The organism is Pedobacter namyangjuensis, assembly GCF_003313325.1.
GTDB classification, from domain to species: domain Bacteria; phylum Bacteroidota; class Bacteroidia; order Sphingobacteriales; family Sphingobacteriaceae; genus Pedobacter; species Pedobacter namyangjuensis.
Genome location: NZ_QMHQ01000004.1, coordinates 402745 through 424346, shown reverse-complemented (window position 1 = coordinate 424346; position 21602 = coordinate 402745). Strand labels below are relative to the sequence as shown.

The 21602-nt window shown below is 36.8% G+C and carries 17 protein-coding genes; 9 read left to right on the top strand and 8 right to left on the bottom strand.

Annotated elements, in window-relative coordinates:
* Window positions 1-8: 8 nt before the first annotated feature.
* From DUT69_RS17520 to dcd, 7 genes are all read right to left on the bottom strand, one after another.
* A complete protein-coding gene (locus DUT69_RS17520) occupies window positions 9-884 on the bottom strand; it encodes an SDR family oxidoreductase (protein WP_113654555.1) in 876 nt (291 codons plus the stop codon).
* Window positions 885-936: 52 nt separating this feature from the next.
* A complete protein-coding gene (locus tag DUT69_RS17515; RefSeq protein WP_113654554.1) occupies window positions 937-1701 on the bottom strand; it encodes an enoyl-CoA hydratase/isomerase family protein in 765 nt (254 codons plus the stop codon).
* A 7-nt stretch (window positions 1702-1708) separates the two neighbouring features.
* Window positions 1709-4072 carry a carboxypeptidase-like regulatory domain-containing protein gene (locus DUT69_RS17510; protein ID WP_113654553.1) on the bottom strand — a complete coding sequence of 788 codons (2364 nt, stop codon included), beginning with the start codon at window positions 4070-4072 and terminating at the stop codon, window positions 1709-1711.
* A gap of 53 nt (window positions 4073-4125) precedes the next feature.
* Window positions 4126-6561, bottom strand: coding sequence for a TonB-dependent receptor plug domain-containing protein (locus tag DUT69_RS17505; RefSeq protein WP_113654552.1), 2436 nt, complete (start codon window positions 6559-6561; stop codon window positions 4126-4128).
* Window positions 6562-6572: 11 nt separating this feature from the next.
* On the bottom strand, window positions 6573-9008 hold the full coding sequence (locus DUT69_RS17500; RefSeq protein ID WP_113654551.1) for a carboxypeptidase-like regulatory domain-containing protein: 2436 nt from the start codon (window positions 9006-9008) through the stop codon (window positions 6573-6575).
* Window positions 9009-11708, bottom strand: coding sequence for a TonB-dependent receptor plug domain-containing protein (locus DUT69_RS17495; protein WP_113654550.1), 2700 nt, complete (start codon window positions 11706-11708; stop codon window positions 9009-9011).
* Window positions 11709-11784: 76 nt separating this feature from the next.
* Entirely contained in the window at window positions 11785-12321 is a 537-nt protein-coding gene (gene dcd, locus DUT69_RS17490) for a dCTP deaminase (protein WP_113654549.1), read from the bottom strand.
* Between the two features lie 69 nt (window positions 12322-12390).
* Between dcd and DUT69_RS17485 the strand changes: the two genes are divergently transcribed.
* The 3 genes from DUT69_RS17485 to DUT69_RS17475 are packed head-to-tail and all read left to right on the top strand — an operon-like array spanning window position 12391 to window position 14499.
* Window positions 12391-13032, top strand: coding sequence for a 4'-phosphopantetheinyl transferase family protein (locus DUT69_RS17485; protein ID WP_113654548.1), 642 nt, complete (start codon window positions 12391-12393; stop codon window positions 13030-13032).
* Window positions 13033-13041: 9 nt separating this feature from the next.
* The gene (gene lipB, locus DUT69_RS17480; protein ID WP_113654547.1) at window positions 13042-13737 is read left to right on the top strand and encodes a lipoyl(octanoyl) transferase LipB; all 696 of its coding nucleotides are present in this window, start codon (window positions 13042-13044) and stop codon (window positions 13735-13737) included.
* A gap of 33 nt (window positions 13738-13770) precedes the next feature.
* Window positions 13771-14499 carry an SGNH/GDSL hydrolase family protein gene (locus DUT69_RS17475; protein WP_113654546.1) on the top strand — a complete coding sequence of 243 codons (729 nt, stop codon included), beginning with the start codon at window positions 13771-13773 and terminating at the stop codon, window positions 14497-14499.
* Here DUT69_RS17475 and DUT69_RS17470 read toward each other — a convergent pair whose 3' ends face one another.
* Entirely contained in the window at window positions 14500-15240 is a 741-nt protein-coding gene (locus DUT69_RS17470; protein ID WP_113654545.1) for an RDD family protein, read from the bottom strand. It abuts the gene before it with no gap.
* 95 nt (window positions 15241-15335) lie between these two features.
* Between DUT69_RS17470 and DUT69_RS17465 the strand changes: the two genes are divergently transcribed.
* The 6 genes from DUT69_RS17465 (at window position 15336) to DUT69_RS17440 (ending at window position 21583) form a co-directional block, all read left to right on the top strand.
* Complete coding sequence (locus DUT69_RS17465; protein WP_113654544.1) at window positions 15336-16289, top strand: stage II sporulation protein M; 954 nt, start codon at window positions 15336-15338, stop codon at window positions 16287-16289.
* On the top strand, window positions 16286-17185 hold the full coding sequence (locus DUT69_RS17460; protein WP_113654543.1) for a hypothetical protein: 900 nt from the start codon (window positions 16286-16288) through the stop codon (window positions 17183-17185). Before DUT69_RS17465 ends, DUT69_RS17460 begins: the two co-directional genes overlap by 4 nt.
* Window positions 17186-17938 (top strand): DUF4129 domain-containing protein, encoded by a 753-nt coding sequence (locus tag DUT69_RS17455; protein ID WP_113654542.1) that lies wholly within the window; start codon window positions 17186-17188, stop codon window positions 17936-17938.
* Entirely contained in the window at window positions 17935-19116 is a 1182-nt protein-coding gene (locus DUT69_RS17450; protein WP_113654541.1) for a DUF4350 domain-containing protein, read from the top strand. The genes DUT69_RS17455 and DUT69_RS17450 overlap by 4 nt, the downstream gene beginning before the upstream one ends.
* A gap of 1 nt (window position 19117) precedes the next feature.
* Window positions 19118-20098 (top strand): AAA family ATPase, encoded by a 981-nt coding sequence (locus tag DUT69_RS17445; protein WP_113654540.1) that lies wholly within the window; start codon window positions 19118-19120, stop codon window positions 20096-20098.
* Window positions 20099-20236: 138 nt separating this feature from the next.
* Window positions 20237-21583 (top strand): DUF58 domain-containing protein, encoded by a 1347-nt coding sequence (locus DUT69_RS17440; RefSeq protein ID WP_113654539.1) that lies wholly within the window; start codon window positions 20237-20239, stop codon window positions 21581-21583.
* Window positions 21584-21602: the final 19 nt, after the last annotated feature.

The following is a 21602-nucleotide window of genomic DNA, read 5'->3' as shown; positions in this document are numbered from 1 at the left end:
TTAGTTTCTTAACTCCCTTTGGCCGATCTAGTCATCTGCTCCAACATATCCCACATTTCTGATGGGATAGCTTCTAGGCCGTTCATTTGTCCAGCGCCTTGTAACCATTCTCCACCATCAATAGTTATCACTTCACCATTAATGTAGCTAGAGAAATCGCTAATTAGAAATGCTGCCAAATTTGCTAATTCTTGATTTTCACCAACTCTTTTTAATGGAACACGATTTTTAAAGTCGAATTTTTCCGCTAAATCACCTGGCAAAAGTCTGTCCCAAGCACCTTTGGTGGGGAATGGGCCAGGTGCTATCGCGTTAGAGCGAATCCCATATTTTCCCCATTCAACCGCTAGCGAGCGTGTCATTGCTAAAACTCCACCTTTTGCGCAAGCTGATGGAACCACGTAGGCTGAACCTGTAAAAGCATAGGTTGTTACAATGTTTAGAATATTGGCAGGTTGTTTTTCAGCAATCCAATGTTTGCCAAAAGCTAGCGTACAATTCACCGTTCCTTTTAAAACGATATCTATAATACTTGAAAAAGCATTGGCTGATAATCTTTCGGTTGGTGAGATAAAGTTGCCGGCGGCGTTGTTGAGTAAAGCATCGGCTTTGCCAAATTTTTTTATAGTTTCAGCCAATACATTTTCAACTTGTGTATAATCTCGAACATCACACTGTACAGCCAAAACTTGCCCGCCAGTTTCTGCAGCCATTTCTTCGGCTGTTTTTTGCAGAACATCTATTTTTCTGCTGGTGATAACCAAGTTTGCGCCAAGTTTTAAAAAGTAGGTGCCCATCGCTTTGCCCAAACCGGTGCCGCCACCAGTAACCACAATGGTTTTACCTTTTAAGGCATCATCCCTTAACATCGGTTGGTTGTACATAACTGTTAATTGGTTTTAGTAATTAATATTTAGTTTTTTAGCGGTATAAGTTTTATGCTTTTTTCTGCAAACTATCAATAATGGTTTTTAAAATAGCTCTGGTACTTGGCGACCACCATTGTTTAAGCATTTTTTCTAAATCTGCCGATTGGTCTGCACTAGTGCTGGCAATTAAATCTTTTCTAATATTCAGCTTGCTTTGCGACCAGGTATTGCTTTCAAAAGCCATATACTTTCTAGCTCTTCTCTCTGCGGCCGTTAAAATGCTTTCGGGTTTAACAACTTCATCAACCAAGCCAATAGCTAACGCTTCTTCTGGGGAGAAGAGTTTGCCCTCTAACAAACTTCTTGTAGCATCGGCCTTGCCTAACCAAAATGAATATAAATTAAAAATACTATTAGGGACGATAATACCGACCGGAACTTCGTTTAAGCCTATGATATATTTTCCTTCTGCCATAACACGTATATCGGCAGCTAAGGCAATTACACAACCACCGGCGGGGCTATGGCCATTAATTGCAGTAACTAATGGCTTTTTAAAAGCCGTAATTTTTGCTACGAATGCTAAGAACAAGTGCCAGAAACTTTGTGCCTCTTCTTCGTTATAATTGTATAATTCGATTAGATCTAAGCCGGCAGAAAAGAAATTTTCTTTACCGGTTATAATAACGCCACCAATGTTTTCGTCGGTTTCTATATTGTGTAAAATGTCTTTAAGCTCGGTAACCATTTCTCTGTTTAAAGAATTTGATTTACCGCGATTAAGTGTAATTATAGCCAAACGATCTTTTACCGTTACTGCAATTGTGTTCATATATTGGTTACTTTACTTCGTAATTAAAAACTTTTCTACCAAGGTTGCCAAAATTATCCATTCCTTCTACAACAATCCTGTAAGTTCCGGGCGTGCTGGCATTAAAAAAACTGAAAGATGCTTTTCCCGTAATATCGGTATTTAAATTTGGATTCCAATAAATTGTGCTACGCATATCTTTGGCTTGTCTGTCCGTTTTTGGATTATCATAATTGGGCGAGTAGAACTCTTTTGTTGCTGAAAGACCTATGTTTTTTAAGTTAGCGGTATTTGTTGCCGGAGGAGAATTTGCTTTTCCAGATTTGGTGGTAACAAACATCCTCTTCTTTCTTCCGGTAGCATAAATTGCAAGGTTATAGTTTCGCGTAACTAACTCAATACCAGCAATTTTTTGAATCGGGATTGCACTAAGCTCAGAGCCTGGAACTTCTATGCCGTCTATTATGATAACCACCTGATCATCGGCTATCATTTTTGCTAAACCTAGCCAACCTGGAGCACGTGATATAGGGAAGATAATGCTTGTTTCTTTAGCCAAATCTTCTTGCGTAATAACATAATCTGCAACTCCGCTTGTGTTTGCAGAGTTTAGGATATTTAAATTGCTTTTAGGTTTGGCGCTGGTTATGGTTACAGATTTTAGCAGTATGCCTTTATCTAGTTTGTTAAATTTGCTTAGCTCTATAAATCTTTCTTTGGTAGCGGTAATATATGGGGCAATATCTAGTGTGTTCCCTATTCTTATCTCATTAGTGATAGTAGGCTTTTGCATAGCAATTAAATTTATGGCTTTGCTATTTTTATCTGTTTTTGCTTGCAGGATGAAAGAGGAGCTGTCCGATATGTCTAACCTATCGAAAACAAAATTGCCTTTTACGTCAGATATGGTATCAAGGTTGAGTATTAATCCGGGTGTGGTAGAAAAAAGATTAACCTTCGCATTTGGGATTGGTTTATTGTTTACGCCGGTTATTTTTCCAGTTATTTCGAAACTTTGCTCAGGCCTGAAATTTATTTCTGGTTCTTTCTGCGCAATTATATCCGTCCAAGTAAATCTTCTCCAGCCCTGCGTAAGCATCAGATTGTCTAAATGCCTTAATTTATTTTCATCAACATTGTTGAAGTAGTAATTAGGTTTTTCGATGTAACCTTTCAAATCTGATGTTAATAAAAGGTTAGAAAGGATAGTTGTTTCCTCATTTTCATCTATTGCAACTTTGTTAACATCGGTTACGGCTACAGAAAAGCTACCATCAATATTGTTGCGCTGATTATCTTTAACTTCTAAGCTGATTTGAGCTTTGCCCAGCGCAACATTTTCATATCTATTTGATAATTCTATATTTAATTGGTCATTGTGGTTAACAAATAGCAACCGTTCGGCAATGGGGGCAAAATTTGCATCGAATAATGTTAGTTGCACAATACCCGTTGGAAATATAATTTTCGGAATGTTAGCCACAACAGCAGCCTTATCCATTTTTACCGTAAATGTGGAAAGCACTACGCCGTTTGCCTGTGCTACCAGATGAACATCGCTATTAATTAGATTTTTGCTGCAAAATACTCCAATACGAACACTTTCATTGTTGCTGTTTACACTTAAACTATATCCATAACTTAAAACTTGAGGTAATGCAAAAGATGAGGTTTTACCATCTGCCGTTGTTAAAACAGCTTTGTAGGTTTCTTTTTCTAGTGGAGAAAATGCAAAAACGCCCATTCCTGCATATTCAGTTTTAAAAAAGGCTACTTTATCATTTTTTTCATCTACAACGTAACCCTCCATGTTAGCACCAATGCCATTAGAGGTAATTATTTTAACGCCAACTTTGTTTCTTACTCCGGCCAAAAGATTTCCACTTTCCGGGAAAAACATTGCATCAAATTTTAGGCTGTTTTCGGGCTTTGCAATTGTTTTTTTTTCGGTTGCTACATGTCCAATTTCAATAGCTTTTTCAAAGAAGAAGGAACTGTCATAATTTCTCATGTAATTGGTGTATGCCCTAATCCTGTAATTTCCCTCGTTTAAAGAATCTGCGAGATTAATATTGCCCTTAGCCAAACCATTTTCTAAAGGTAGGGTTATGGATTTCCTAATGGCTTTGTTCTGGTCTATTAAATCAATGTAGAGTATTTTGCTCAATTGCGAAGGCTCATTTTTTTCGGCTGTTACGGTATAAGCTTTAAACCAAATATCTTCGCCCACAACATAGTATGGTTTATCAAAATGCAAATGAATTTTTTCTTGCGGATAATTAGATGTGACTTTTGCTAAATGTTTTAATTTAATATCAATCGCACTGAATTGTTGTGCTTTAACTGAAGATATCAGTTGTAAAACTAGTAGCATCCAAAATCCGATTCTCATTTTAAGCATGACAGATCAATATTTAGTTGGTATAATTATTCGATGCTTTTTCGCTACTTCGCTTGGTATGTGAAAACTTTTCGGCCAATATTCCCAAATGCGTCCATTCCCTCAATTGTTACTCTATACAAACCAGGATTTTCGGCATTGTAAAAACTAAACGAAGCTTGCCCTTCAACATTTGTAACTACATTTGGGTTCCAATAAATTGTACTGCGTAAATCCCTTATTTTCTCGGTTAACATAGGGTTTTCGTATGCTGGTATGTAAAAATCTTTTGTTACTGAAAAGCCAAAATTCTTTAACCCAAGGGTATTAGTCCGAATATCTCTATAAGCAGAATTGCCAAGTTTGCTGGTGATGAAGATAATTCCGAAATAGCCATCAGGGCCATGTATGCTGGTATTGTAATTAGAAATAAGTACTTCAATTCCCTCAATATCAGCAGGATTTACAGTTGACAAAAAGTTAGGATCTTGAAGCTGGTCAAATTTAACTCCATCGTAAACTATTAGCATTGGTGGAGGAGTAGAACTCGTAATGGAAACCGTTCTGTTGGATGCTCTAACTGCCATTCCGTTTTTAACTGAAACACCTGGGATTCTACTAAGCGCATTAAGGATATTTGTTTCGTACTGTAGCTTATCACTTTTTACTACCACATCGGCAGCGCCAGAAGCGTTAGCAGAATTTGTAACATTTAGTAAAGACTTATCATATTTTTTGCCAACGATCTTTACCGTATTTAACAGAATAGCTTTATGTAGTAAATTATGCTTGTTAAGTTCTTGAAACATTAGTTTAGTTTCTGCGACATATTCTGAGAGGTCTTTTTTAAAGTTTGGGAATTTATTGTTTTCTACCGAAGGATTGGGTCTAAGCTTTAGGGTTACATTAGGATTGTTCTTCTCAGCTTTTGATTGGAGAATCAGGGAAACGCTATCTGGAATGTCTAGTCGATCAAACACAAAATTTCCCGTTGCGTCGCTAAGAGTATCTAACATAAAAGAAAATCCTTTGGTGTTCGAAAAGACAGATACTTTGGCATTTTCCTTAGGTTTGCCGGCAAGGTTGGTTATCGTTCCAGTAATTTCTAAACTTTGCTCTGGACGGTAAGAAATTTTTGGTTCTTCAAATGCCGTTAGTTGCTTCCAATTAAATCTTCTCCAACCCTGCGTTAGCATTAAGGCATCAAGTTGAGCCACTTTTTCGTCGTTAATATTATTGAAATAGTAATTTGGTTTTTCAATATATCCGCGTAAATCAGATGTTAATAATAAGTTTGAGATTATAGTTGTTTCATCGTCCTCATCAATCGGAACTTTTGCTGCATCTGTAACAGATACGGAGAAATTGCCATCCACCGCATTTGCGTTGCCGTCTGTAACAAAAAGATTTAATACCGACTTCGAATTCAACGTGTCGGAAATGGTTTGTTTCTCTAAATCGAATTTTAAAGTGTTTTGATGATTTATAAAAACTAAACGCTCTGCTAGGGGTAAAAATTCCTTATTAAATAATGTAAAATGTACAACACCATTTGGGAAACTAGATTTTGGTATCGTTGTAACTATATTTTGATTGTCTGCAATGCTTTTGAAAGATGTATAGACTACTCCATTGGCTTGCGCCAAAACGTAAAATTCATCTTGATTTAGCAGATTTTTACTATTCGATATTTTAATAGAGACTTCGTCGTTATGAAGATTTACAGCTAAGGTTTGACCCGAATTTTTGCTTTGCGGAAGCTTAAAAAATTTAGTTTCTCCATTGGGAAGCGAGACCACAGCGTTATAGCTTTCGTTCGGTTTTGGCAAAAGTGCAAAAACACCCATTCCCGCATGTGTGGTTTCAAATGTAGCTACTTTTTCTTTATTTTGATTCTCAATGTAACCGGTTATTTGAGCACCCAAACCGTCATTGGTTAAGGCTTTCAAGGCAACTTTGCTTCTTATTTCGTTAACTAAGCTTCCTCCCTCTGGAAAAAATTGCACGTCTAATTCTGGCTTTTTTGAAGCGGGTTTATTTGCTATAGTTTCTTCCGCAACTTTTCCTATTGTTATCTGTTTTTCAAAAAAGAAAGATTCGCCAAAGTTACGCATGTAATTTGTGTAAGCTCTCAGCCTAAAGTTACCTGAGGAGACAGAGTCAAGTAAAAGCATGTTGCCTTTTGCCCGGCCATGTTCTACAGGTAAAGTAAGCTTTTTTCTTATTACATTATTTTTGTCAACCAACTCAACGTACAATATCTTGCTCAAATAAGAAGGCTCATTTTTTTCTGCGGTTACTAAGTATGTCTTCAACCAAATTTCTTCGCCCATCACGTAGTAAGGTTTATCTGTGTGGATATGAATTTTTTCTTGTGGATAACTGGAGGTGAGTTTTGATATGTGCTTTACTAGTTTTTCAAGGGGTGTTTCTTCAGCAAACAAAAAAAGTAAAGGAAAAATAAGCGTAGTGCAGATACTAACCTTGAGTTTTATAATCATATGTTAAATTTTTAAAAATTGGATGTTTGATAATGATATACTTTTCTTCCAATATTACCATTTACGTCAAAACCTTCTATAATAAACCGGTATTTTTTTGCAGAAACTGATTGCATTATTATAGTGCCTTTTCCATTTACATTAGAAGTAAAATGAGGGTTCCAATAAAGCGTTGTAAAGAAGTCTGTTTTGGTTTTAGTGTTATCTTTTAAAGGGATCGCTTTTGGCACATAAAACTCTTTTTTTGCACTAAAACCTTTGGCGTTTGTTTTTACAATATTATAAGATTTAAATCGCACATCGGTTTTATGGTCAATTGCGCCAGATTTTGTAGTAATAATTACTACTCCCCAATAGCCATTTTCGTAAACGGCTGTGTTATAATTGGATACTAGAACTTCAATTCCCTCTACAGTTGATGCGGGCATTCTGGTAAGTTCTACCTGTTCCGTTTCGGAGCCGTCTAATAATATTAACACTGGTTGGCGTTTACCCTTAAAATTAGGTGCCATCGAAACAGTATTCATCACACTCTTTACAATATATCCGTTGTACATCATCAGTCCTGGCACGCCGGCGTTAAAAATATCAAAGATAGAGCCGGTTTGATATTCAATTTTATCCTTCGCTAAAACATAATCTGCAGAGCCGTTTCTATTTTTAGAATTTGCAACATTTACAATTGGTTTTAGTTGTTTTTTTTGCGCTATGGTAACTTGTTTTAGCTTTATGCCATCTCCGCTAAAGCCTGTAGTGTTAAGGTTTTGTTCTTTTGCATTGTTTAAAAAGGCATCTAGTGTAAAGGGTTTACCAATAAAACTACGTGTAGAAATTGATGGAAAATCATCCATGACAACTTTTACCGTTTTTAAATTATTACTTGTTTTTGCTTGCACAAAAAGCTGAACAGTATCTGGAATGTCCAATCTATCAAAAACAAAATTTCCTTTTACATCTGCTATAGTGTCTAAAATTAAATCGAACCCATTTGTAGCAGAAAATAAAGTTACCTTCGCGTTTGGTTCGGGCTTGTTGCTTAGATTAACTACTTGGCCTGTAAAAGAAAGTGTTTTTTCTGGAGCAAACACTAAGCTCTTCCACTGTTCGGCAATTACATCTTCCCAGATAAATCTTCTCCAGCCTTGTGTTAGCAATAAATTGTCTAAGTGTTTTTCCTTATCAGGATTTATATCGTTGAAATAATAATTTGGTTGCTCAACAAATCCTTTAATGTCTGATGTTAAAAGAAGATTCGAGAGGATAGTGGTTTCGTCATCTTCGTTAAATTGTACTTTATCTGCATCTAGAACCGATACCGAGAAATTTCCGTCTAAAGGATTTTGATTTGCATCCGTAACAAATACATCAAATAGAAATTGATTGGCATGTAAAGTTTTGCTTTTCTCGACCCTAATTTGGATTTGGTCTTTATGATTTATAAAAATTATTCGCTCTGCTATGGGCTTGTCTTTTTCAAATGCCGTAAATTGTACGATGCCGGTAGGGAATTTATCTTTTCCGATAATGGTACTAGTTAACGCATTATTTATGTTTGTTGTAGAACTGTAAAACACAACCCCGTTATTTTGCCCTATTAGGGTAATTTCTTGTTGCTTAATTTTGTCTGCTGTAACGCCAAGCTTTACACTAACATATGCTTCGTTGGCGTTAACAGATAGATTATAGCCACTCCCCTCTATTTTCGGCAAATTGATCTTTACTTCTTCAGAGGTGTTCGGGTTGGCAATAAGAGCTGTATACTTTTTGCCGTTTTCTGGCGTAATTATAAAACTGCCCATTCCAGCATGTTCTGTATTTATTGTAGTAATTTTCGTTCCTTTTTCATCAATTATATAACCTTTAGCATCAATTCCTAGACCTGTTTCATTTGTAACTTTAAAACCAACTCTGCAACGTAAGCCATCAACTAAATTTCCTCCCTCTGGGAAAAACTGAACATCTATTTTATTGCCCGTTTGTTTATTTTCCAGTTCTGTACCATTGGCTACGTTATTAATTGATACAAATTTTTCGAAAAAGAAAGCATCATCAAAGTTGCGCATATAATTCGTGTATGCACGTAACCGGTAATTCCCTGATAACAGGGAGTCCGGAAGCGGTATGTTTCCATCTGAAACTCCGCTATCTATCGGTAAGGTAAGAAGTTTAGCCACTTGATTATTTGGAGCTATTAACTCGATGTAAACTATTTTGCTTATGGCTGATGGAGTATCATCCTTCGCATTTACAATATAGGTTTTTAGCCAAATATCTTCGCCAGCTAAATAGTAAGGTTTGTCGGTTTGTAGGTGTATTTTTTCTTGTGGGTTTGCTGCGGTGTAGTTCTTTAGTTTTGTTATGATATTTTGTAGCGTCTCATTGCTAAAACTAAAGCTTAAACCTAATAATACGCAAATACACCCATACAAAACTAAATTTTTAACCATTTAATTTACCTGATATGTAAACACTTTTCTGCCTAAATTTCCATTGGCATCTATACCTTCTATTACCACTCTATAAACACCAGGGACGTCGGTATTGTAGTAATTAAAGGTTGCATTTCCGCTAGCTTCAGACACAATATGCGGATTCCAATACACAGTTGTTCTTAAATCCGGTTTTGTATCTGTATTTGCAACATCGTATTTAGGCGAATAGAATTGTCTCATGGCGTAATATCCCTTTGGATTATAAGTAATTATGCCCGGTGCATAGCGATTATAACCAGTTGAACTTCCGCCTCTTTTTGTTGTAATTACTAAAACACCATTTGCAGAACCGTAAATTGCAGTATTGCCTATGCTTTTTAAAACTTCGATACTTTCTATGTCTTGTACAACGATATCGTCGAGCATAAACTCCGTACCCATATTCATACCATCTAACATCACTTGCATAGGTCTTGGTCCGCCCATGCCCATGGCACGGGTTAAAAATGCTTGTCCGTTCGTAATTTGTACCCCAGCAACTCTACCTTGTAAATATTGACTTAGTAAAATTGCATTTTGCAGATCTTTTTCAGTAATTACTAGATCGGCATTGCCAGCGCCATTTAAATTTTGAGAATTTGGTGCTGGGTTTTTCTTTTCTACAATTCTTACTTCGTTAAGCATTATAGTGCGTTCTAACATGCCCCGCTTAACCATCTCATTAAAATATTTATCGCTTTGATTTAGGTAGTCGGTCAAGCTTTCGTTAACATTTACTTCAATATCGCCCGTATTAGCGTTTTTGGTAACCAATTGTGCGGGTACCATATCTAAATCTATTTGTACATTTTTATTGTCTTTGTTGGTTCGGGCCTGCACTACAAATTTGGTGCTATCAGAAAATACAAAATCGTCAAAAGAAAATTTTCCATTTTCGTCGCTCAATGTATCGATGGCAAAATATCCGCCAGAAGAAGAGAATAAAGATACTTTTCCTTTTGGAACGGGCTTGCCACCTTTAGTAATGGTGCCACTAATCTTCATGGCTTTTTCTGCAGGATAAGTAAATACCGGAGCTGTATTTGCCGAGATTTGCCTCCAATCTATTTTTCTCCAGCCTTGCGTTAGCAAAAGATTGTCTAATTCGGCTCTGGTTTTAGCATCATTGTTAATAAAGTAATAATTAGGTTTTTCTACATATCCAACTAGATCTGAAGTAAGAAGTAGAGAAGTAAAAATGTTGCTTTCATTTTCTAAATCTGGCTTTACTGCAGCTGTGTTAGTAACTGCTACAGAAAAGCTTCCTTGTGCAGGTTTTTGTCCATTTCTAGTGCTGAAATTTAAAGTAACATTTCCACGCTTTTTATCGCTAGGATTACCGTTAGGAATATTGATAGCAATTTTGTCGGCATTATTGTTTACAAAAGCAACACGTTCGCTAGCCGGTTGGTTGTCTGGAGAGAACAGAGTAAGCGTTACAATTCCTGATGGGAAATCTGCTTTTGGTGCGCTAACAGAAACCAATTGTTTGGCCGTAGGAATTTTTGTGTTGAAATAGATAACGCCGTTATGGTGACCAACCAGTTTAAGCTCGCCTTTATTAAGTAGATCTGTAGAAATCATTACTTTTATCGACATTTTAGCGGTATCGATATTGTTAACTGATAAAACATAGCCACTTTTGTTTGCTTTTGGTAACGCGAGAGATTTTACAGCGCCATTTTTGAAAGTGATTTTTGCTGTGTAAGTTTTGTCTGGCATTGGATTTAGAATTAGGTTGCCCATTCCTAAATGGCTGGTCTCAAACTTTATGATCTCTGTGCCGTCGTTATCAACTACGCTTCCGCTTACATCTTCACCCAAACCGGTTGCATTAGTAGCTTTTATGGCAACCTTACTCGGCAAACCATCAACCAAAGAACCGCCCTCGGGAAAAAATTGCACGTCTGTTTCACTGGCAGTAGTTTTTATTGGGATTTTCTTACTAACTTTTTGTTTGTTTTGCAAAGTAATCGTTGCAATTATTTCCCCCGATTTATAAATTTCGGGTTGGTTGTTTAGGGCCGTAATTATTAGCTCGCCATCAGCGTTAGTGGTTCCTTTTCCTTTTGAAATGGTTCTGTTGCTTAATTGAACTTGATAGTTTACATCGCAGTTTGCATAGGGTTTACCATCATTATCTGTAAATTTTACTGTGCTGCTTAGTTTTTGAGAATTCCCTTCTGCGCTTAAAACGTTATTAGCCTTTGTAAAAACCTTATTTGCCCAACTGTTCCCAATTTTTATGGTTTTGTCGAAAAAGAACTTTGGACCTGCGTTGCGCATCCATTGGGTATAGGCTCTAATTCTATAATTGCCCTCGTTCAATGAATCTGTTAATTTAAAATCGCCCCAGCTAATACCGCTTTGCATAGGTAACTTAAGTTGGCGTTTTACCGAGTCGTTTTCATTTATCAGTTCTACATACAAAATATTACTAATGGTAGATGGTGCAGAAGTTCTGCTGTCTACAACATACGCTTTAAACCAAATATCATCGCCTATGGCATAATAAGGTTTGTCTAGGTGCAGATATATTTTTTCTTGAGGATATTTTTTAGAAAATTCTTCTAATTTTTTTAGCAGTTCTGTAAACGGATCATCATCATTAACAAATGCAGAGAGGCTGAAAAGGGATACAATCGTAAATAAGAGGACTAAAAGTTTTCGTTTCATCGCTAAAAATTAAAGCCTTAAGTTACAAAAACCTAAGGCTTTAAAGTAATAAAACTATTAAAATTTAGTTGCTAGTTTAGAATTTGTTTTTAAACATCATGCTTTCTACAGGGCGTGTGGTTTTATTATTGTATTTAGCATTGTTTTTGGTGTTGTACATGTTTTCGATGTTACCTTCAACCACAAAATAAATGAGTTGGCCAATTGGCATGCCTGCGTAAATACGAACCGGTTGCGCACACGAAATTTCTAAAGTCCATGTGTTGCAAAACCCAACATCTCCTTTACCTGCAGTAGCATGTATGTCAATACCTAAACGACCGGTACTGCTTTTGCCTTCTAAAAAAGGCACGTGGGCATGTGTTTCGGTATATTCTAGCGTAACGCCAAGGTATAGTGTGCCCGGTTGCAATACAAAACCCTCTTTCGGTATTTCAAAATGCTCTATCGTATTATGTGCTTTCGCATCTAAAACGCGGTCTTTATAGGTGGCTAAATACTTGCCTAAATGCACATCGTAAGAGTTTGTGCCTAAACATTCGGGTTTAAAAGGTTCTATAATTATGGTGCCTTTATCAATTTCTTGTAAGATGCGTTTATCAGAAAGTATCATTTTATGAAGTATTTAGGGCTAAATTATGATTAATTTAAGATACTTTTGTATTGATTTTCTAAATAAGAGATGCCGGTAGTATTTAATAAAAATATTGATGATCAAACCATACTTGCTGTATGGAAAATTGAGGAAACCGAAGCCGAACTTTTGGCTAGCTTGCAACTTAAGCAGCATGAGCTGGATATAATTGCTTCCCTAACCAATTCTAAACGTGTTTTGCATTGGTTGAGTACCCGCGTTTTGCTAAGGAAGATGCTTGATACTCAAGATTATATCGATTGCCAAATGGATGAACACGGGAAACCGTATTTGGTAAATTCCGATACGCATATTTCCTTAAGTCACTCTTACGATTACGCCTCGGTTATTATTAGTAAAAATAAACAGGTAGGGGTTGATATTGAGTTGATTAAAATGAAAATCAAGAGTATTAAACATAAATTCCTATCGGATGTGGAGCTTGCCCAAAAGCAAATTGGTGATAATACCAATGGCCTATACGTGGCTTGGTGTGCCAAAGAGGCTATTTACAAATGGCATGGCAAAAAAGGATTGGAGTTTAAACAGCACATCCACATTAAGCCGTTTAAATTAAAGGAAGAAGGTAGTTTGCAAGCTTTGGTTGAATTGCCTGCCGGAACAAGGGAATTAACGGTTAACTATTTTAAAACAAAAGACGGCTACATGCTAGGTTATGTTGTTGCCTAAATTCATAAAATGAACAAAGACGTTAAGTTTATAGATTGGGGTTTAACCGATTACCAAGATGCTTGGGATAGGCAAGAGGAAATTTTTAACGGAACTGTAGCGCTAAAAGGTAAAAACAGAACTGAAAACACCAACGAGCCTACGCCAAACTACCTGATTTTTAACGAGCATAAACATGTTTACACGCTTGGTAAAAGTGGTAAGCCAGAAAATTTGCTTTTAGATGAGCAAGGTTTGTTAGAAAAACAGGCCACTTACTATAAAATTAATCGTGGTGGAGATATTACTTATCACGGTCCGGGGCAAATTGTTGGTTACCCAATTTTAGATCTAGACAATTTTTTTACCGACATACATCTTTACCTGAGAACATTAGAGGAAGCAGTAATTTTAACCTTGGCCGATTATGGCATTATAGCTGGAAGGTATGAGGGTTATACCGGTGTTTGGTTGGACGCCGATAATGAAAAAGCTCGAAAAATTTGTGCAATGGGCGTTCGTTGCAGTCGATGGGTAACCATGCATGGTTTTGCTTTTAACGTAAATGCCGATTTAGCCTATTTTAAAAATATTGTTCCTTGCGGTATAGACGATAAGGATGTTACCTCTATGGAGCGTGAAATAGGCAGGAAATTAAATATGGATGAAGTAAAGGATAAACTGAAAAACCATATCGCCTCGCTTTTTAAAATGCAGTTGATTTAAATCTGTGTTAAGTCTTTTTGCGTAAATTCATTTATGAAATTTAGCGCAATTTTCTTTTCATTATTCTTATTATTGGCTTGCGGAAAAAAATCTGAACAAGCAATGGTAAAAAATTTTTCTATTCCTGCACCAACTGCAGGTAGTTCTACAACTGGATTAACTTATTTAGCACTTGGCGACTCTTACACCATTGGAGAGTCCGTTCAGCAAATGGATTCTTTTCCATATCAGCTCGTTGCGCAATTAAAAGCAGCTAATCTAAGTATGGTTTCTGAACCAAAAATTATTGCTCGAACAGGATGGACGACCGGCGAACTGCAAACTGCAATCAAAGCTGAAAACCTAACCGCTAAATATGATATAGTAACCTTGTTGATTGGTGTAAATAACCAATATAGAGGCGATTCTCAAGCACTATACAAAAAAGAGTTTGTCGAGTTGCTAAATACAGCAATTGCTTTTGCCAAAGGCGATAAAAAGAGGGTTTTTGTAGTTTCTATACCAGATTGGGGTGTAACACCTTTTGCAAAACAAAGCGGTAGGAATGCTAAAGTTATTGCCGAAGAGATTGATGCCTTTAACGCGATTAACAGAGCCGAAACTATGACAATGGGTATTAGTTACACAGACATAACGCCAGGTTCTAGAAATGCGGCTACAGATGCAACTTTAATCGCTGCGGATGGTCTGCATCCCTCTGGTAAAATGTATTTAGATTGGGCTAAAAAAGTTGCCCCTGCGGTGGTTAATGCGGTAAAATAGTTACACCGCTCTTGAAGTAACCTGGTTATAATCCATTGAAATAACACGTAAAAAATCCAATTCATTCATCCCGCTAGGAACTTGCGTTATGCCTAAATGATTGGTCAGTTTATTAGCCATTTCAAAAATCAAGGTAGCATTTTGCGTTTTGTAATAGGTTGATAATACCTCGTGTACCAATTCTATATCTCTGTCATTTAGCAAATGCACATTTTCGAAAGTGGGCACGTAATCATTTGCAACAGGGTGGAAGGCAATGTTATGTATTTTAGTGTTCGGAACGGTTTTAATTACGGTTGTGCCGGCCACAATGTCGCCAATACGTTGTTTTTTTTCAGATACCGCCACACAAATAAAACCACCTAGCCATGCCGTTAGCGGAGAGAAGTCTATAATCCTAAAAATCCAGCGAATAAAGTACTGCCCCAACGATGCTTGTGCGCCATCAAGGCTGATGACTTTAATTTTCATAACTCTCTTGCCAATACTTTGGCCGTTCATGAAAATTTCGCAAAGCAAATCGTAAAAAACAAAACCAACTGCGTAAAGTACAATCGCTGATATAGCAAAAATGCTATCGTTTTGGATCATTTTGGTAAAGCCCATTACAACCATGTAAAGTACCACCACACCAAAAAATATCCCATGATCTATCAATTTGCCTACAATTCGCTCTCCTAAACCGGCAACTGGATAGTCGATGTCGATATGTTGGCTGGTGTTAACCTTTACTGTCTCCATAATTTCAAATATAATAGCTTTTTTATTTTTTGTTGACTAATAGAAAAAATGTTTTATTTTAACGGAAATTTAAAATCAAAAAAGATTATTTTAATATGAGAGAGGCGCTTTTTGTAAAGCAAAATTCTGAAAAATGGAAGCGCTACGAAGCTCTGCAAACACATAACCCAGATGAGCTGGCTGAACGGTTTATTGATGTAACGAATGATTTAGCCTACGCCAAAACTTTTTATCCCAACTCAAAAACGACAGCGTACTTAAACGGCATAGCTTCGCTATTACATCAGGCACTTTACAAAAACAAAAAGGAGAAAAAAGGACGTTTTGTAATCTATTGGAAATACGAATTACCTCTTCTTTTTTTCAAATACCGAAGGCAGATATTGTATTCGTTTATATTTTTTATACTTTCTGCAAGTATCGGTGTACTCTCTGCAATGTATGATGACACTTTTTTAAGGTTAATATTGGGCGATGGCTATGTAAACATGACCAATGAGAACATTGCCAAAGGCGATCCATTTGGTGTTTACAAAAAGCAAGGCGAACTTAGTATGATGTTTCATATCGCCACCAATAACCTTTGGGTAACTTTTTTAACAGTGGTAAGCGGTGTTTTATTTTCCATAATGCCTGTTTTTATCATTCTGAGAAACGGAATTATGTTAGGCGCTTTTGAATATTATTTTTTTAGTAAAGGTTTAGGTGCCGAATCTATTTTAGTTATTTGGATACACGGTACTTTAGAAATATTAGCAATCATTGTTGCCGGCGGCGCAGGTTTAGTGTTAGGCCATGGTTTACTTTTCCCTAAAACTTTTACCAGAATGGTAGCTTTTAAAAATAGCGCCAAAGATGCCATAAAAATTGCAGTAGGCTTGGTGCCCATCATAGTTTTGGCTGCCTTTTTCGAAAGCTTTATTACACGCCATACCAATATGCCAATTTGGTTAAGTATTTCCATTCTTGCGGGCTCGTTAGCCTTTATGGTTTGGTATGTGGTGCTTTATCCAATTATTTTAAATAAACGAACGCAATCAATTATATGAAACAAGCAGTAGAATTTAGAAAGTTACGGGAATTCGGCGATATCATTGGCGATACATTTTTATTTATAAAGCAGAATTTTAAACCACTTTTTAAATGTATCATTTACCTATGCGGTATTTTTATACTTGCAGGTTTGGCAAGTACACTGGTTCAGCAGCTACAGATGAGCAAGGATATGTCAGACCCGATGAGCATTACTAAGGTTTATGGTAACTCTCCCTTTTCTATGTTTTATCGGTATGGTTTGCAATATCTTTTTATCCTATTGTTTTTTATACTTATTTACACCTCGTTATACACAACGGTATTAAGCTATATCTCTCTATACATTCGCAAGGGTAATATACCGCCGTCTGTTGCAGAAGTATGGGCATATTACAAATACTACTTTTTAAGAATGATGGGAAGCGGATTTGTAATGACGATATTTTTCGTATTAGGTTTTATTCTATGCCTAATTCCGGGATTTTATATTCTGCCAGCCTTTACCTTGTTTTTCCCTATAATGATTATGGAAAACGGATCTTTTGGTTATTCTTTTACAAGATCGTTTAAGCTTACAAAAGACAATTGGTGGATTACTTTTGCAACGATAATCGTTATCCTTATCATAACCAGTTTTGCCAGCTTCGTAATAAATATCCCGGCTTACGTAATTGCCATGATAAGTGCCTTTACGCACTTAGAGCAACCTATTACAAAAACCTACGCAATAGTGGTTTCGCTAGGGCAATATTTAGCATTATTCGTAATGACTATTCCAATAATTTCAGGCGCACTTTTATATTACAATCTGGCCGAAAGAGCTGAAAGTGGAGGGCTGTTGAGCCGAATTAACAATTTAGGTCGGCAAGACAATACAGTACCTACAGAAAACATCCCAGAGGAATACTAAATGCGATTTTTGCTTGCTTTTGTTGTCTTTTTATTATTTGCATTTAATGCGAATGCAACCGCCATACAAAAAGAAAATGTAAAGAAAGATTCGATAAAAAAAGCGACGCTTATTACTGATAGCAGTAAAATAACTATAAAGCAAATTGATGAGCAAGCTGTAAACGAGTACAGCAAACAACGTGATTTTATTTATGATGATGTAACCCCTGCAGGGCTTAGCTGGTGGGATAGGTTTTGGATGGCCGTCGGCCGATGGTTTGAAAGGCTTTTTTCTGGTGGCGGAAAACGTTTGCCTAACACCGGTTTTTTGGTTTTCTTAAAATATGCCTCTATTACCGTGGCCGTTGCGCTAATCGTTTTTATAGTGATGAAAATTTTCGGGTTGGATTTGAAATTCTTGACAGGAAAGTCTAAGGCCGTAGACATTCCGTATGAAGAAAGTTTAGAAAATATCCACGAGATAGATTTCGAAGATCATTTGGAGAATGCCATAAGTAATGGCAATTATCGCCTTGCGGTACGTTTACTTTACCTTAAAACCTTAAAACAATTAACCGATAGAAATTTAATCAATTGGCAACCGGAAAAAACAAATCAGACTTATATTGCTGAGTTAACGGAAGAGCATAAAACCGATTTTGCAGATCTTACGCTGCGGTTCGAATACATATGGTACGGCGATTTTTATATAGATAAAGAAAGCTTCGAGCCAATAAATGAATCTTTTAACCAATTTAATAAGCAGTTATGAAAGGATTGAAAAGATATTTGTTTATTGGTGGCGCTTTAATGATTTGCTACATTATGGTGCAAATTTTTAAACCCAAAGCAACAGATTGGAGAGCTACCTACTTAACTGAGGATAAAATTCCATTTGGCACTTTTATACTCAGACAGCGTATTAACGATATTTTTCCGAGGGCGAAGATTAAGGCGGTACAAAAGCCAATTTATAATACCATAAAAGATGCAGATTCGGGAAAATCGACATTGTTAATTATTGGATCTAGTATTAAGGTTGAGGAGGTTGATTACGAACAAATGCTCAAATATATGCAGGCTGGGAATAATATTTTCTTGGCATCTTACACTATAAAAGGTGTTTTATTAGATAGCTTAAAATTAGATATAAGTACTAGTTTCGGTAGCTCAAGAGGAAGGAAATATCCAGTAAATTTCGTAAGTCCGTCTTTAAAAAGAGAAATAGATTTTTATTTTGAAAAAGGTCTGGCAGAACAATATTTCACCTCTATCGATACTGCAAAAGCCATTGTACTTGGGCAACGCGATGGTGAAAACGCGAATTATGTGCGCTATAAATTTGGCAAAGGCTCATTGTTTATTTTGCCAAATCCGCAGTTGTTAACCAATTACAGTTTGTTAAAAGATGATGGTTTGGCTTATGCTTCTAGAGCGCTTTCTTATCTGCCAGATAGCGAACATCTAATTTGGAACGAGTATTTTACCCGACTGAATGAAAATAATAAATCGGTATTAAGGGTTTTCTTTGCTTACGACCAGTTACGCTGGGCTTATTACATTGCATTATTTAGTTTAGTGGCTTTTGTACTGTTTGAAATAAAACGCCGACAAAGAATAATACCTATAAGTGCCCCACTTAAAAATACAACGGCAGAATTTGTTGAGGTAGTGGGCAGGGTTTACTATCAACAACGAAATAACAAAGATATTGCCGATAAAAAATTGACGTATTTGCTATCCTACATTAGAAATAAATACAAACTAAAAACCTCAGAAATTAACCAGGAATTCAAAAATTCCCTATTAAAAACAACCGGGGCAAATGCCGAAACGGTAGAGGCGCTTTTTATGCAGATGAGCTACGTTAACGTTTCTAATAGTATAAACGATCAAGAATTAATTGATTTAAACAAAGTGATTGAACAATTTTATAAACAAGACCGATAATATGGAACAAGCCGAAATGTTTAACCAAAGAACGGATTTAACCCAACTAAGCGCTGCGGTTGCCGATATCAAAAGTGCCTTAGGGAAAATAATTGTTGGTCAGCAAGATACCATAGGCCTTTTAATAGCAGGTTTATTGGCCGATGGACATTTGTTAATTGAAGGTGTACCGGGTGTGGCAAAAACACTTAGTGCTAAGCTGGTGGCTAAATGTATTAGTGCAGATTTTTCCCGTATACAATTTACGCCTGATTTAATGCCATCCGATGTAATTGGAACGGCTGTTTTTAGCCCGAAAACAACAGAATTCCAATTTAGAAAAGGGCCAATTTTTGGCAATATTGTTTTGGTAGATGAGATTAATCGTGCACCTGCAAAAACCCAAGCTGCCTTGTTCGAAGCCATGGAGGAACGCCAGATAACGGTTGATGGAAGTACCTACAAATTGGAAGAGCCTTTTATGGTTTTAGCTACGCAAAATCCTGTGGAGCAGGAGGGAACTTACCGTTTGCCAGAGGCGCAGTTGGATAGGTTTTTATTTAAAATCGAAGTAAAATATCCATCGTTGGAAGAAGAAATCGCCATTTTAACAAACCAACATCAGCAGAAAACCGAGGTTCAGTTAAATGAAGTAAAGCCCGTGCTTTCTGTAGAACAAGTAATCGCTTTGCGAGCAACCATTAAAGCACTTTTTGTTGAGCCAAAGTTATTGGCTTACGCAGCGCAAATAACACATGAAACGCGTAACAACAAATCGCTTTATTTAGGTGCATCACCGCGTGCTTCGTTGGCAATTGTTAACGGCGCAAAAGCAATAGCTGCAATGGCAGGAAGAGATTTTGTTACACCGGATGATATCGTTAAGGTTGCCGCACCAGTTTTGGCGCACAGGATAATGCTTAGCCCCGAAAAGGAAATGGAAGGTGTAACCACAGCAGATATTGTAGCACAGATTATTAAAAAAATAGAAGTGCCAAGGTAAATATACTGGAGTCACTTTAAGTTTCGTCATTCCCACGGAGGTGGGAATCTTAAAGCGTAATAATTGGCGCATTACGATGCCTAGCCAAGCTGAGCATAACGAAATACAAAAAATTGCTTCGCCTCGAAGATAATTGATATGAAAAAACTGTTTAGAAAATATTATACAGACCTGTTTTTAGGTGCCCGGCTATTTATCGCTCTTGGCGTATGCGTGGTGTTGTTTTTATTTTCTTTTTTCATGCCGTTTTTAGGCGATATTCCCTACTTCGCGTTTTATGCTGTTCTGGTACTTGTTGTAATAGATCTGCTGTTACTTTATCGTACCCAAAAAACAATTTTTCTGCGTAGAGATGTGCCAGAACGTTTAAGTAATGGTGATGATAACGAGGTAAAATTATACTTGGAAAATTTCTACAATTTCCCAATTACGGTGGGGATTATAGATGAAATTCCGTTTCAATTTCAAAAACGGGATTTGTGGTTTTCGGTAAATCTTTCATCGCGTGAGCAAAAAATAATTACCTATAACTTAAGGCCAACCAAACGCGGCGAATACGATTTTGGCATTACCAGGATTTATGTGAAATCGCCTTTAGGTTTTTTAAGCAGGCGTTTAAACGTCGCCAACCAAAAAACGGTACCCGTATATCCGTCTTTTTTAAAGTTGCGCCAGTACGAGTTGTTAGCAGTATCTAATAGGCTAACGGATATTGGCATAAAAAAGATGCGTAGAATTGGGCATAGCATGGAGTTCGATCAGGTTAAAACCTATGTTCCTGGTGACGATTATCGAACGGTTAACTGGAAAGCGACTGCCCGAAGAAGCGAATTAATGGTAAACTCGTACACCGATGAAAAAGCTCAACATATTTATTGTGTTATAGATAAATCTAGGGCGATGAAAATGCCTTTCGATGGATTGTCTTTACTGGATTATGCAATAAACGCAAGTTTGATTTTAAGCAGTGTTGCCTTAGTTAAACAAGATAAAGCCGGGCTGATGACAATAGCAGAGAAAACTGGGAAAGTGGTGCCTGCCGATAGACGACCAACGCAGTTGAACAAAATTATGGAAGTGCTTTACAAAGAGAAAACCCGCTATCTGGAAACAGATATGGAAGCTCTTTTTGTAAGTGTAAGAGCAACCATTAAACAACGGAGTTTAATTGTATTTTTTACAAACTTTGAAAGTATGAGTGCTTTAGAAAGACAGTTGCCATTTTTAAAGAGGATTGCAAAATATCACTTGCTGTTGGTCGTTTTTTTCGAAAACACCTCGCTCAAATCGCTTAGCGAAGAACCGGCAAAAGATGTTGAGGGAATTTACATTAAAACCATTGCCGAAAAATTTGCCTTTGAGAAAAAACAGATGGTAAAGGAACTGGCGAAACATGGCATATTAAGTTTGTTAACTGCGCCAGAAAATTTAACGGTAAATGTGGTTAATAAATATTTGGCTATTAAAGCTCGTCAACAGATTTAAACTTGTGGTATCTTTGCCC